This window comes from Burkholderia sp. BCC0405, assembly GCF_902833075.1.
In the GTDB taxonomy this organism is placed as follows: Bacteria; Pseudomonadota; Gammaproteobacteria; order Burkholderiales; family Burkholderiaceae; genus Burkholderia.
This window is the reverse complement of record NZ_CADFEO010000001.1, coordinates 374109-386810: the sequence shown is the minus strand read 5'-3', so window position 1 is coordinate 386810 and position 12702 is coordinate 374109. Positions and strand designations below refer to the sequence as shown.

Sequence of the window (12702 nt, the reverse complement as noted above, 5' to 3'; positions counted from 1 at the left end):
AGGCGCCGCCCGCATCGGCGCGTCAATCCATCGCCGCGTGCGCGACATCCACGCTCGCCGCTTTCCGCGGCGGGCGGATCAGCAGCAACAGCGGGATCATCAGCAGCGTCGCGACGAACATCAGCTTGAAGTCGTTCAGGTAAGCAATCATCGACGCCTGCTGGTTGATCGTGCGGTCGAGCAGCGCGAGGTCGAGGCGGCTGCCGGCCATTGCCTGCACGGCCGGGTTGAACGGCGTGATGTGGGTCGCGAGGTCGGCATGCGCGACCTGCGTGTTGCGCGTCATCAGCGTCTGCACGATCGAGATGCCGATGCTGCTGCCGATGTTGCGCATCAGGCTGTAGGTGGCCGTGCCGTCCGCGCGCAGCTCGGGCGGCAGCGTCGAGAACGACAGCGCGCTCAGCGGCACGAACACGAGCCCCAGCCCGAAGCCCTGCACCACGCCGGGCCACACGATGTCCGCTTCGGACAGCACGACCGTGTACTGCATCATCTGCCATAGCGCCAGCGCGGAAATCGACAGCCCCGCGAGCAGCAGCATGCGCGCATCCACGTATTTCAGCAGCCTTCCGACGAACAGCATCGCGATCATCGTGCCGGCGCCGCTTGGCGCGGTGACGAGGCCCGTCGTCGCGACCGGGTAGCCCATCAGGTTCTGCAGCATCGGCGGCAGCAGCGCGCGTGTCGCGTACAGCACCGCGCCGACCACGAAGATGAACAGCGTACCCGTCGCGAAGTTCGGGTCGCGCAGCAATTCCGACTTGAAGAACGACGCCTTGCCGACGGTCGCCGTATGCACGAGGAAGAATGCGAAGCCGAGTGCCGCGACGAGCGCCTCGATGCGGATCTCGTACGAGCCGAACCAGTCGAGCTGTTCGCCGCGGTCGAGCATTGCCTGGAACGCGCCGATCGCGAGCGCGAGCGTCGCGAAGCCGAACGCGTCGAACCTCACGTGCGGGCGCGGCGCGCGTGCGGGCAGGAAGGTCATCACGCCGGCGAGCGCGAACGCGCCGATCGGCACGTTGATGAAGAACACCCAGCGCCAGTTGTAGCTGTCGGTGAGCCAGCCGCCGAGCGTCGGGCCGAGGATCGGGCCGACCATCACGCCCATCCCCCAGATCGCCATTGCCTGGCCTTGCTTCTCGCGCGGATTGATGTCGAGCAGGATCGATTGCGACAGCGGCACCAGCGCGGCGCCGAACACGCCCTGCAGCAGACGCGCGCCGACGATCTGCACGAGCGTCTCGGCGAGCCCGCACAGCGCCGAAGCCGCCGTGAAGCCCGCGATCGACACGATCAGCAGCCGTTTCACGCTGAGCCGGTCGGACAGCCAGCCGGTGAGCGGTGTCGCGATCGCCGCGGCGACGATATAGGAGGTCAGCACCCACGTGATCTCGTCCTGAGACGCGGACAGCGTGCCCTGCATGTGCGGCAGCGCGACGTTCGCGATCGTGCTGTCGAGGGTCTGGATCAGCGTGGCGAGCATGATCGACAGGGTCAGCATCGGCCGGTTCAGGGCGGGCGAGGCGGGGGCGTCGGCGGCGGGGTTCAAGCGGCTGTCTCCGTGGGGCGGTCGCCGTGGGCGGCGATCCGGTATCGCTGGATTTATAAGCACGCTTATTATATATCCGCTTATTGCTGGGCCGCGAGCCGCGGGCCGTTCCAGGCTTGACCCTATAATCGCCGCATGGACAAGACTTACGAGAACCGGATCGGCTATCTGATCGCCGACGTTGCCCGCCTGAACGGACGTCTGTTCGACCGGCGCGCGAAGCGCATCGGGCTGACGCGCGCGCAGAGCCGCGTGCTCGCGTACCTGACGTGGAAGGGCGAGATGAATCAGGCGCGGCTCGCCGAATGGCTCGAGATCGCGCCGATTTCGCTCACGCGGTTGCTCGACCGGATGGAGAGCTATGGCTGGATCGAGCGCATCGCGAACGACGACGATCGTCGTGCATTCGTGATCCGGCTGACCGACAAGTCGCGCGAGATCTTTCCGCAGATGCTCGAAGTGGGCGACACCGTCGCCGACGACGGGCTGCGCGGCTTCACGCCCGACGAGCGCGATACGCTGGTGCGGCTGCTCGGGCGCGTGCGCCGCAACCTGATCGACTGCGGCGGAGAGTGATCCGCGCCGCCGTTCGGGCGGCCCGGATGAATGACTTGAACACGCCGGGTGGCAGCGCGCGAGCATGCCGCGTTTGCCCCCTGCCGGCATGCGGCGTTGTCGTCGCCGTCGTGCCGATGCGGGTGCCCGGCGGGGCTTTCGTCCGACGGTACAGGACGATGCGCCCGTCATGCTCGACGAAGTGTTTGCGTGGGCGTCGACGTCGGCTCGATCGCGCCGACGCTACCTTCTACGGCTTTTTTGACGAAGCCGCATGTTCAACGCAGCAGCGCCGCGAGTGTGAACGCCGCCAGATAAAGCCCCGCGCCGTAAGACAAATGCGTGACGAGACTGCGCCTGCGCGCGACGCCCGGGTGCGGCGTGCGCGACGCCGCGACGCCGAAGCCGAACGCGGGCTGCATCACGAGGAACGGTGCGGCCACGCTGGCGAAGCCGGCGACGAGTGCGGGGAGCGGCGTCGGCGTGCCGATCCATTCCGTTCCGGCGATCGCGACGGGCAGCGCCGCGAACGCGATGCCGATCGCGTAATGCGCGATCCAGCCGAGCGTGCGTTCGCCCGGCACGGGCGCCGCGGCGCCGATCGACACGTGCCGGAACCGGCCGTGCATCATGTGACCGATCCAGCGGCCGACCAGCGCATAGTCGAGCGACGGAATGCCGAATGCGCGTCGCCGGAACAGCGTCCACAGATCCATCACGAACGTGGCGCCGATGCCGATCGGCACCAGGTTGAGCAGGACGTCGGTCGGGCTCATCGAGAGCCTCCGCGGAGAAGGGAAAAGGCAGGGCGGTACAGCGCAATACAGCGTGGTTTCAGCGGTTGCATGGCAGTCCCGGCTTGTCTTTACGGAGTCGAACGACTATCTTGCAACTTCAAGTTCACTTGAGGTCAAGCATGAGCCGGCTGGACATTGCGGATGTGGCGCGACGCTCGGGATTGCCCGCGTCGACGCTGCGTTACTACGAGGAAAAGGGGCTGATCGTCCCGACCGGCCGCCACGGGCTGCGGCGGCAATACGACGAGTCGGTGCTGGAGCGTCTGGCGCTGATCGCACTGGGCCGCGAGGCAGGTTTCTCGCTCGACGACATCCTCGCGATGGTCGGCACGGACGGCCCGCCCGCGATCGATCGCGCAAAGCTCGACGGCAAGGCCGACGAACTCGACCGCACAATCCGCCGTCTCGGCGCCGTGCGCGATGCGTTGCGGCATGCGGCCGTGTGCCCGGCACCGAACCATCTCGAATGCCCGTCGTTCCAGAAGCTGCTGCGCATTGCCGCGCATCGCCATCCGGCGCGCCGCGCGAAAACGGAAAGCGCGTAGGCGGCGAACGCGCATCGGCGGGTTGGCGTGGCGGCAGGGCGGCGCGCCGCACCATTCCATGCCGGGCTCGACGTGCCGGACCGGAAAAGCACCGCCGATTACGTGTCGGATTCGACCTGGTTCCCTCTCGGCGCGGGCCATTCCGGCGCCGCACACGCGCGCTCACTCATGCATGTCGCGAGATCGCGTCGGTGCTCGACGTCGCGTTCGACATCGACGAGGTCAGCGACGACTGACTCATCCGGCGTAATACACGCGGCATTCCTGCTCGCGCCCGCGCACGATGCGCTTGCCGATGAGCGAGCCATACGTTTCGGTGAAGACGGTGCGCTGGTGCTCGCACTGCCGGGCGTCGTAGAAATAGAGCGAAACCCAGTCCGTGGGGCGAGACGCCTCCGGCGTGCGCATCGCGGCATGCAGGCACAGCGCGGTGAAGTGCCAGCCGCCCTTGGTCATGTGCATCACGGGCGGCGGCACGTAGCCGTCCGCGTTCGGCCGCCGGTGCGCGGTGGCGCGTTGCGCAACGCCAGGCGTCGGCAACACGCCGGCGGCGGCCTTGTTGCGGTACAGGCGGTCGATGTAGAGCAGCAGCTCGACGGGCGGCTCCGTGCCGGGGCCGGCGTCCTGCACGTGGCCCTGCCAGCGCCGGCGGCGGCTCAGCACGTCGTCGAGCGCGGCGCGGATGCCGGCCGCGCGCCGCGGGCCGACGCCCGAGATCGTTTCGAGCTGGCCGTTGCAGGCCGCGCGTTCGAGCTCCTCGAGCGTATCGATGTGCAGCAGGTCGTGAATGCGCAGTGCGAGCGCGTGGCCGATGCCCGGCACGGCTTCGAACGCGGAGGTGCGTTCGGTGTCGCCGCACAGCCGGTCGAGCTGGCGCCAGCGCCCCGTCACCAGCAGCTCGGCAATCGCCTGGGCGACGCCCGTGCCGATCTCGGGCAGCATCCCGAGCGCATCGACGCCGCCGGACTCGAACAGCACGCGGATGTCGAGGCCGAGCGCATCGACCGTGTCGGCCGACGCGCGGTACGCGGCGACCCGGTACGGATTCGCGCCCTGGTCAGCCAGCCGCTGCGCCGCCTCGCGCAGGCAGGTCGCGATATGCCGGTTTTCCTCGTACGTCTGGCTGGCGGTCGTCTGCATGCCGAGGGACCCGGGGAAGCACAAACGGAATGGACACGGCGAACGATGCGCCGGTCGGCTTTGCACCATTGTTTCGACACGCGATCAAGAAAACTTGACGCAGGTCAATGGCAAACGTAGCACAGGTTCGCAGCGCACGGTCGTGCCGGAGAGCGGCACGACCGTGCGTCGCGTGACGCGATCACGCGTCGAGGAACGACTGCGCGTTCTCGGCCTCGGCGGCCGTGCGCAAGGCGGCGAGCGCCCGTTTCTCGATCTGCCGCACGCGTTCGCGCGACATGCCCGCGTCCTGCGCGATCGCGTCGTAGGTATCGGGCCCGGCGCCGCCGAGGCCGAACCGCCGGCGCAGCACGTCGGCCTCGGCCGGCGTGACCGACCGGAGCAGCGACCTCACGCACTCGCGCATGCGCGTGTCGGCCAGTTGCTCGAACGGGCTGGCCGACGCCTGGTCCTCGATCAGTTCCACGAGGCCGGTGTCCGCGTCGGGCAGCGGCGTGTCGAGCGACACGGGCTCGGCAGGGAGCGCGAGCACCGCGCGCAGCTTGTCCTCGTCGAGGCCGGTTTCGGCCGCGAGTTCGACCGGCGTCGCCCGGCGGCCCGTGCGCTGGTGAAAACGCAGCGCATGCCGCTGCACGCGCTGGTACTGGTCGCCGACGTGCACGGGCACGCGGATCGTGCGTGCGCGATCCGCGACCGCGCGCGCGATCGCCTGGCGGATCCACCAGGTCGCATAGGTCGAGAACTTGAACCCGCGCCGGTATTCGAATTTCTCGATCGCACGCATCAGGCCGAGGCTGCCGTCCTGCACGAGATCGGGCAGGTCGACGCCGCGGTTCATGTACTTGCGCGCGATCGACAGCACGAGCCGCAGGTTCGCCTCGAGCATCGCGCGCGTGGCGTCGCGCACTTTCTGCTGGCCGTCGGCGAGCGCTGCGGCGAGTGCCCGTCGCGCGACCGCGTCGAAGCAGGCGGCTTCGCCTGCCGCGGCGCCATGTGGCGCCGATGCGAGCGTGCGCACGACACCGCTCGCGTCGTCGACGGCCGGCGCGACCCAGGCGATCGAGCCGAGCAGGGCGGCTACGCGGTTGCGCGCGTCACGGTATTCGGCCGAACCGAAGCCATGCGCGCGCAACGCGCCGCGCAAGGCCGCGACGGCCGTCTGCAGTGCGTCATAGCTGGCCGGCGCGGGCGTGTCGCCTGCGTCGTCATCGTGCGATCCGGCGGCGCCGGCCGCGGCCGCTGCGCGATGACGCGCAAGCAGCGCGTCGACCGCCGCGGGATAGCCGGCGAGCGCGTGCAGGATCTGGTGGCGGCCCGTCTCGATCTCGCGCGCCAGCACGATTTCGCCTTCGCGCGTGAGCAGCGGCACCGCCTGCATGCGGCGCGTGTAGAGCGCGAGCGGATCGGTCGACGCGCTCGTGCCGCGTGCGAGGTCGCCAAGCATCGCGCGACCTTCGTCGAGCGCATCGCGATCGACGTCGACCGGCGCCGAACCGGCGAACGGCGCAGGCGCGGCCGGCTCGTCGAGCACGGCGATGCCGATGTCGGCGAGCGCGGCGCGCACGACGTCGAGCGCGTCGGGGCTGTCGCTTTCGGGCGGCAGCGCGTCGACGAGGTCGGCGTGGGTCAGATATCCCTGTTCGCCGGCGAGCGCCAGCAACTGGATGATCGGATCGAGCGGCGTGTCCGCCCGGGAAGTGGGGCGTGGCGTAGTCATGTCGATGGCGGCGCGAGCCGCGCTCCTGTCTGGGCGGGCCGAAGTCCGCTGGTTTCGGGCCGCCGGGTGGTCGCGAACCCCGTCCGCGCCGGCCAGCCTGACATCGTTCAAGTTGAGGGCATTTGCGCGAACTTCAACGTGAGTGCGGCAGACGTGCCAGCCCGCGGCGTGCCCGCGTCCGTCCGGTGCAGGAAACAAAAAGTAACCGATCATACCGCGCGGAAATCTGCAGGGGACGTAAGCTAGAGTCAGGCGCGCGCCTGGCGGCGACGCGCGGATTCTGCCGGAGCAAGACATGACCCCGATTCCTGCCGCGAGGTGTGCGGTATTCGCATTGACGACGCTGACCCTTGGCGGCTGTTATTACACGAGTCCGTATGGCTATGCTCCGTACTACGCGCCGGCGCCGGCCACGCTGACGCAGCGCGAGATCCCCGTCACACCGGCTGCACCGGCCGCCGCGGCGCCAGGCCCGACCTCGGCGGCGAGCGCGCCGCCCGTGGCCGACCTGCCTCCCGTCTACGTCGCGCCGGCCTATCCGTCGCCGTATCCCTATCCGTATCCGTATCCGTACTATGCCCCGGCGTATTACCCGGGCTGGTACGGCTGGGGCGCACCGGCGATCTCGGTCGGCTTCTGGGGCGGATGGGGCGGCTGGCGTGGACGCGGCGGGTACTGGCATCGTCCGTGGGGCGGTGGCGGCTGGGGCGGGCATCGGCATTGACCGGCGCGCGGCGGCGCTGCGCGGGAGAGCATCATGAGCATGAGGAATACGATCGTTCGCGGCCTGTGCGTCGCTTTGCTCGGCCTGGCGGCCGTGCCGGGTCTCGCGGACGCGCAGAGCACCGGCTACACGAACTCGCCGGCCGAACTGTTCGCCGGGCCGGCGCCCGACTATCCGGTCGTCGCGCAGATTCCGCCGGGCACCGCGCTGGACGTGTTCGGCTGCCTGAGCGACTACACGTGGTGCGACGTCGCGCTGCCGGGCGTGCGCGGCTGGATCGACGCGCAATTGATCGACTATCCGTACCAGGGCGGTTACGTGCCGCTGCTCGACTATGGCGCGATCATCGGCGTGCCGATCACCGGCTTCGCTATCGCGGCGTACTGGGATCGCTACTACCGCAACCGGCCGTGGTATCACGACCGCGATCGCTGGGCGCATCGACCGGAGCCGAGGCTCGGCCCCGGCGGCGTACCGCCGCAACCGGGACGCCCGCAACCGGGCGGTCCGCCGCCCGTGCATGACACGCGGCCGTCGGCTGCGCGTGGCGGCTGGAACGGCGCGATCCGCACGCCGCCGCCGGGGGCAGCCGGCAATGCGCGTCCGGCAGGGCCGCCACCGGCCGTCATGCGCCCGCCGCCCGCACCGGGCGGAGAGGTCCGCGCGATGCCGGCGCACCCGGGCGGCGGTGGGGGTTACGGCGGCGCGCGGCCGCAAGGCGGCGGGAACGGCGGAAGCCATGGTGGTGCTAGTAGCGGTGCTGGCGGCGGCGGTCCGGAAGACTTCCGTCACTGACGATGCCGGCGCTTTCGGCCGGCGCCGGACGAAAAAAAACCGCTCCGGAGAGCGGCTTCTGGATCGGGCGAGCGGGCGGTTGCGAGGCCCGCAGCCTTGACCGGCTGCGCGTTGCAGGCAGCCGGTCAGGGGCTGCCCCTGTCAGTCGTCGAGCAGCGACAGGTCGCGCACGGCGCCCTTGTCGGCAGACATGACCAGTTTCGCGTAGGCCTTCAGCGCCGCGGACACCTTGCGCGGACGCGGCTGCGCCGGCTTCCAGCCCTTCGCGTTCTGCGCTTCACGGCGGCGCGCCAGCTCCTCGTCCGACACCAGCACGTTGATCGTGCGGTTCGGGATGTCGATGCGGATCTGGTCGCCGTCGCGCACGAGGCCGATCGCGCCGCCCGCTGCCGCTTCCGGCGAGCAATGGCCGATCGACAAACCCGACGTGCCGCCCGAGAAACGGCCGTCCGTCAGCAGCGCGCACGCTTTGCCGAGGCCCTTCGACTTGATGTAGCTGGTCGGGTAGAGCATTTCCTGCATGCCGGGGCCGCCCTTCGGGCCTTCGTAGCGCACGATCACCACGTCGCCGGCCTTGACCTTGTCGTTCAGGATGTTTTCGACGGCTTCATCCTGCGATTCGGTCACGTGCGCCGTGCCCTCGAACACGAGGATGCTCTCGTCGACACCGGCTGTCTTGACCACGCAGCCGTCGAGCGCGATGTTGCCCGTCAGCACGGCGAGGCCGCCTTCCTTCGAGAACGCATGCTCGTACGAGCGGATGCAGCCTTCGGCGCGATCGAGGTCGAGGCTCGGCCAGCGCGTGTTCTGGCTGAACGCGACCTGCGTCGGGATGCCGGCCGGGCCGGCCTGGTAGAACGTGCGCACCGCTTCGTCCTGCGTGCGGACGATATCCCACTGGTCGAGGGCGTCCTTCAGCGACGGCGCGTGCACGGTCGGCACGTCGGTGTGCAGCTTGCCGGCGCGGTCGAGCTCGCCGAGGATCGCCATGATGCCGCCCGCGCGGTGCACGTCCTCGATGTGGTACTTGTTCGTGTTCGGCGCGACCTTGCACAGCTGCGGCACGACGCGCGACAGGCGGTCGATGTCCTTCATCGTGAAGTCGATGCCGGCTTCCTGCGCGATCGCCAGCAGGTGCAGGATCGTGTTGGTCGAGCCACCCATCGCGATGTCGAGCGTCATGGCGTTCTCGAATGCCTTGAAGCCTACCGAGCGCGGCAGCACGCGTTCGTCGTCCTGTTCGTAGTGCTGGCGGGTGAGCTCGACGATGCGACGGCCGGCGCGCTTGAACAGTTGCTCGCGATCGGCGTGCGTGGCCACCACCGTGCCGTTGCCGGGCAGCGACAGGCCAAGCGCTTCGGTCAGGCAGTTCATCGAGTTCGCGGTGAACATGCCCGAGCACGAGCCGCAGGTCGGGCAGGCCGAGCGTTCGACTTCGGCGACTTCGGCGTCGGAATACGACGGGTCGACCGCGATCACCATCGCGTCGACGAGGTCGAGCTTCTTCACTTCGATGGCCTTGGTGACCGGGTTCGCGAGGCGCGTCTTGCCCGCTTCCATCGGGCCGCCCGACACGAAGATCACCGGAATGTTGAGGCGCATCGCGGCCATCAGCATCCCCGGCGTGATCTTGTCGCAGTTCGAGATGCAGACCATCGCGTCCGCGCAGTGCGCGTTCACCATGTATTCGACCGAGTCCGCGATGATGTCGCGGCTCGGCAGCGAATACAGCATGCCGTCGTGGCCCATCGCGATGCCGTCGTCGACCGCGATCGTGTTGAATTCCTTCGCGACGCCGCCGGCAGCCTCGATCTCGCGCGCGACGAGCTGGCCGAGATCCTTCAGGTGCACGTGCCCCGGCACGAACTGGGTGAACGAGTTGACGACCGCGATGATCGGCTTCGAGAAATCGTCGTCTTTCATGCCGGTGGCGCGCCAGAGCGAGCGCGCACCTGCCATGTTGCGGCCGGCGGTGGAGGTTTTGGAACGGTAAGTGGGCATTGTCGTTGCTGAAGAAATATCGCGGGAAAAGGGTGGAGGCACGGGGAATAAAGGCCTCTCGCGCGCCCGTGCGAACAACCTCTTGAGCTGCGCCCAGGGCAAACCGGGCGATTATCCCACAGCCGCCGCGGGCGTGGCGCCCATGGGGCAGGCCACCGGCGCGGAACCCGCGCACGGCTGCGGGATGCCGGCGTGACCGTCCGCAGCGGTGGCCGGCTCGTGCACGGATCGGCGGCGAACACGCGATCCGGCCCCGCGCGTCGGCGTCAGTCGAGCAGCGTCAGGATCTCGTCGTACAGCGCCTTCGGAATCCGCACGCCGTTCGCGATGCTGCGCGCGCGAGCGTCGAAGCGGCGTTGCGACGGCAGCCGCGCACCCTGCGCGACGATCGATTCGAACATCCGTTCGCCGCGCGCGAGCCCCGTGTCGAGATCGTCGCCAAGAAACACCTTCGGGTCGAATGCGATCACGAGTTCGCCATGGCACGGCGTCGCGCCGACGCCTTCGTCGAAGTCCATCGACTCGCGGCTCGTCATGTCGCCGATCAGCGCGCCGCCGAGCAACTCGACCATCGCCGCGAGCGCCGAACCCTTGTGGCCGCCGAACGTGCGCATCGCGCCCTGCAGCGCGGCCTTCGGATCGGTGGTCGGCCGGCCGTCGGCGTCGATCGCCCATTCCGGCGGGATCGCCTTGCCTTGCTTCGCATGCAGCTCGATGTCGCCGCGCGCGATCGCGCTCGTCGCGAAATCGAACACGAACGGCACGCCGCCCGGGCGCGGCCACGCGAACGCGATCGGATTCGTGCCGAACACCGGCTCGCGGCCGCCCTCCGGCGCGACCCAGCTATGGCTCGGATTCATCGCGATGCCGACCAGCCCTTGCGCGGCGATTGCCTCGACCTCGGGCCACAGCGCGGAGAAGTGGTAGCAGCGGTTGATCGTCAGCGCGGCGATGCCGTGCTGCTTCGCCATCTCGACGAGCACCGGCAGGCCTGTCTCGAAGCTCAGCAGCGAGAAGCCGCGATGCGCGTCGACCGCAACGATCGACGACGACAGCCGGCGCAGCGTCGGCGCCGCTTGCGGATCGACCTTGCCCTTCTTCAGCGAACGCACGCAGACGAGCAGCCGGTACACGCCATGCGAATGGCATTCGTCGCGCTGGCCCTGCGTGATCACGTTGGCGATGGCCCGCGCATGGGCGTCGGACAATCCGTTGTGCGTCAGCACGCGCAGCGCGAGCGTGTGGACTTCATCGAGCGACAGGACGACTTCGGTGATCGGCTCAGACATGGTTCGCCTCCCGCGGCGCCGGCACGCCGTCGATGCGTTGCGGCACGTTCAGCGGATTGCCGTCGCGGATCGCATCGGGCAGCAGCGTGTCCGGCAGGTCCTGATACGACACGGGGCGCAGGAAGCGCTCGATCGCGCGCGCGCCGACGGACGTCGTGCGCGTGTCCGACGTGGCCGGGAACGGGCCGCCGTGCACCATCGCATGGCCGACCTCGACGCCCGTGCCGAAGCCGTTGACGAGAATGCGGCCGGCCTTGCGCTCGAGCAGCGGTCGCAGCGCGGCGAACAACGCGGCGTCGCCGTCGGCAAGGTGCGCGGCGATCGTCAGTTGGCCTTCGAGCGACTTCAGCACGCGATGCAGCGTGCCGGCGTCCGGGCAACGCACGATGAGCGAAGCGGGGCCGAACACTTCGTCGCGCAATTCGGGATGCGCGATGAACGCCTCGGCCGAGGTCGCGAACAGCGCCGCGCGGGCCTGCAGCCGATTGCCTTCGGCGCCCTGCGCGAGCAGCTCGACCGCAGCGTGATCGCGAAGCGCCGCGACACCTTGTTCGTAGCTGGCGTGGATGTGCGGCGTCAGCATCGTTTGCGCGGGCGCGGCACGCACCGCAGCGGCGGCCGTTTTCTCGAACGCGCGCAGTGCGGGGCCGTCGATCGCGAGCACGAGGCCCGGGTTCGTGCAGAACTGGCCGGCGCCGAGCGTGAGCGACGCGACGAACTGCGGCGCGATCGCTCCGTGGCGCGCGTCGAGCGCGGCGGGAAGCAGTAGCACGGGATTGATCGAGCTCATTTCCGCATAGACGGGAATCGGCTCGGGGCGGCCGGCCGCGATGTGCATCAGCGCGACGCCGCCGCGGCGCGAGCCGGTGAAGCCGACGGCCTTGATGCGCGGATCGGCGACGAGCGCCTGGCCGATTTCGCGCGACGCGTCGAACAGCAGCGAGAACACGCCGGCCGGCATCCCGCATTCGCGCGCGGCCTGCTGGATCGCACGGCCGACGAGCTCCGACGTGCCCGGGTGCGCCGAATGCGCCTTGACGATCACCGGGCAGCCGGCCGCGAGTGCCGAGGCCGTGTCGCCGCCGGCGACCGAGAACGCGAGCGGGAAATTCGATGCGCCGAACACGGCGACGGGCCCGAGCGCGATGTTGCGCAGGCGCAGGTCGACGCGCGGCAGCGGCTTGCGTTCGGGGCGCGCCGGATCGATTCGCGCGTCGAGAAACCCGCCGTCGCGCACGAGCGATGCGAACAGCGCGAGCTGGCCGACCGTGCGGCCGCGCTCGCCTTCGATGCGGGCGCGCGGCAGACCCGTTTCGGCGACGCAGCGCTCGATCAGGTCGTCGCCGAGCGCCATGATGTGGCGGCCGATCGCGTCGAGAAACGCGGCGCGCGCGTCGAGACTGGTTTCGCGGTACGTGTCGAACGCGTCGTCGGCGAGCGCGCAGGCCGTCTCCAGGTCGTGCAGGCTCGCGCCGCCGAAGGCGGGTTCGAGCGGCTCGCCGGTTGCGGCGGCGATCGCGTGGAGGGTGCCGTTCTGTCCGGCGACGGCCGATTGGCCGATCAGGAGCTGACCTGTGAGTTGCATGG

11 protein-coding genes are annotated in these 12702 nt (G+C 69.5%); 4 read left to right on the top strand and 7 right to left on the bottom strand.

The window, feature by feature from the left end; translation table 11 throughout:
• Window positions 1–22: 22 nt before the first annotated feature.
• A complete protein-coding gene (locus HWX36_RS01725; protein ID WP_175950555.1) occupies window positions 23–1552 on the bottom strand; it encodes a DHA2 family efflux MFS transporter permease subunit in 1530 nt (509 codons plus the stop codon).
• A gap of 135 nt (window positions 1553–1687) precedes the next feature.
• Between HWX36_RS01725 and HWX36_RS01720 the strand changes: the two genes are divergently transcribed.
• Window positions 1688–2128, top strand: coding sequence for a MarR family transcriptional regulator (locus HWX36_RS01720; protein ID WP_124473897.1), 441 nt, complete (start codon window positions 1688–1690; stop codon window positions 2126–2128).
• Window positions 2129–2385: 257 nt separating this feature from the next.
• On the opposite strand, the gene HWX36_RS01715 is transcribed toward HWX36_RS01720, so the two are convergent.
• Complete coding sequence (locus HWX36_RS01715) at window positions 2386–2883, bottom strand: DUF2938 domain-containing protein (protein ID WP_175950554.1); 498 nt, start codon at window positions 2881–2883, stop codon at window positions 2386–2388.
• Window positions 2884–3023: 140 nt separating this feature from the next.
• Between HWX36_RS01715 and HWX36_RS01710 the strand changes: the two genes are divergently transcribed.
• Window positions 3024–3449 (top strand): helix-turn-helix domain-containing protein, encoded by a 426-nt coding sequence (locus HWX36_RS01710; RefSeq protein WP_175950553.1) that lies wholly within the window; start codon window positions 3024–3026, stop codon window positions 3447–3449.
• 237 nt (window positions 3450–3686) lie between these two features.
• Here the strand turns inward: HWX36_RS01710 and HWX36_RS01705 are convergent, their stop codons facing one another.
• Both HWX36_RS01705 and HWX36_RS01700 read right to left on the bottom strand, forming a co-directional pair.
• Window positions 3687–4589, bottom strand: a complete 903-nt coding sequence (locus tag HWX36_RS01705) for a helix-hairpin-helix domain-containing protein (RefSeq protein ID WP_175950552.1) — start codon at window positions 4587–4589, stop codon at window positions 3687–3689.
• A gap of 181 nt (window positions 4590–4770) precedes the next feature.
• Entirely contained in the window at window positions 4771–6306 is a 1536-nt protein-coding gene (locus HWX36_RS01700) for a sigma-70 family RNA polymerase sigma factor (protein WP_175950551.1), read from the bottom strand.
• Between the two features lie 295 nt (window positions 6307–6601).
• On the opposite strand from HWX36_RS01700, the gene HWX36_RS01695 reads away from it, so the two are divergent.
• Complete coding sequence (locus HWX36_RS01695) at window positions 6602–7030, top strand: hypothetical protein (RefSeq protein ID WP_175950550.1); 429 nt, start codon at window positions 6602–6604, stop codon at window positions 7028–7030.
• Between the two features lie 39 nt (window positions 7031–7069).
• Entirely contained in the window at window positions 7070–7825 is a 756-nt protein-coding gene (locus tag HWX36_RS01690; RefSeq protein WP_175950804.1) for an SH3 domain-containing protein, read from the top strand.
• Window positions 7826–7966: 141 nt separating this feature from the next.
• On the opposite strand, the gene ilvD is transcribed toward HWX36_RS01690, so the two are convergent.
• From ilvD to HWX36_RS01675, 3 genes are all read right to left on the bottom strand, one after another.
• On the bottom strand, window positions 7967–9826 hold the full coding sequence (gene ilvD, locus HWX36_RS01685; protein ID WP_175950549.1) for a dihydroxy-acid dehydratase: 1860 nt from the start codon (window positions 9824–9826) through the stop codon (window positions 7967–7969).
• Between the two features lie 266 nt (window positions 9827–10092).
• On the bottom strand, window positions 10093–11115 hold the full coding sequence (locus HWX36_RS01680) for an Ldh family oxidoreductase (RefSeq protein ID WP_175950548.1): 1023 nt from the start codon (window positions 11113–11115) through the stop codon (window positions 10093–10095).
• Complete coding sequence (locus HWX36_RS01675; RefSeq protein WP_175950547.1) at window positions 11108–12700, bottom strand: aldehyde dehydrogenase (NADP(+)); 1593 nt, start codon at window positions 12698–12700, stop codon at window positions 11108–11110. The genes HWX36_RS01680 and HWX36_RS01675 overlap by 8 nt, the downstream gene beginning before the upstream one ends.
• Window positions 12701–12702 lie beyond the last annotated feature (2 nt).

What these genes read in the sequence shown, in the direction of transcription:
- HWX36_RS01720 (WP_124473897.1), top strand. Translation starts at nt 1,688, where the DNA reads ATGGACAAGACTTACGAGAACCGGATCGGCTATCTGATCGCCGACGTT.
- HWX36_RS01715 (WP_175950554.1), bottom strand. Translation starts at nt 2,883, where the DNA reads ATGAGCCCGACCGACGTCCTGCTCAACCTGGTGCCGATCGGCATCGGC.
- HWX36_RS01710 (WP_175950553.1), top strand. Translation starts at nt 3,024, where the DNA reads ATGAGCCGGCTGGACATTGCGGATGTGGCGCGACGCTCGGGATTGCCC.
- HWX36_RS01705 (WP_175950552.1), bottom strand. Translation starts at nt 4,589, where the DNA reads ATGCAGACGACCGCCAGCCAGACGTACGAGGAAAACCGGCATATCGCG.
- HWX36_RS01700 (WP_175950551.1), bottom strand. Translation starts at nt 6,306, where the DNA reads ATGACTACGCCACGCCCCACTTCCCGGGCGGACACGCCGCTCGATCCG.
- HWX36_RS01695 (WP_175950550.1), top strand. Translation starts at nt 6,602, where the DNA reads ATGACCCCGATTCCTGCCGCGAGGTGTGCGGTATTCGCATTGACGACG.
- HWX36_RS01690 (WP_175950804.1), top strand. Translation starts at nt 7,070, where the DNA reads ATGAGGAATACGATCGTTCGCGGCCTGTGCGTCGCTTTGCTCGGCCTG.
- ilvD (WP_175950549.1), bottom strand. Translation starts at nt 9,826, where the DNA reads ATGCCCACTTACCGTTCCAAAACCTCCACCGCCGGCCGCAACATGGCA.
- HWX36_RS01680 (WP_175950548.1), bottom strand. Translation starts at nt 11,115, where the DNA reads ATGTCTGAGCCGATCACCGAAGTCGTCCTGTCGCTCGATGAAGTCCAC.
- HWX36_RS01675 (WP_175950547.1), bottom strand. Translation starts at nt 12,700, where the DNA reads ATGCAACTCACAGGTCAGCTCCTGATCGGCCAATCGGCCGTCGCCGGA.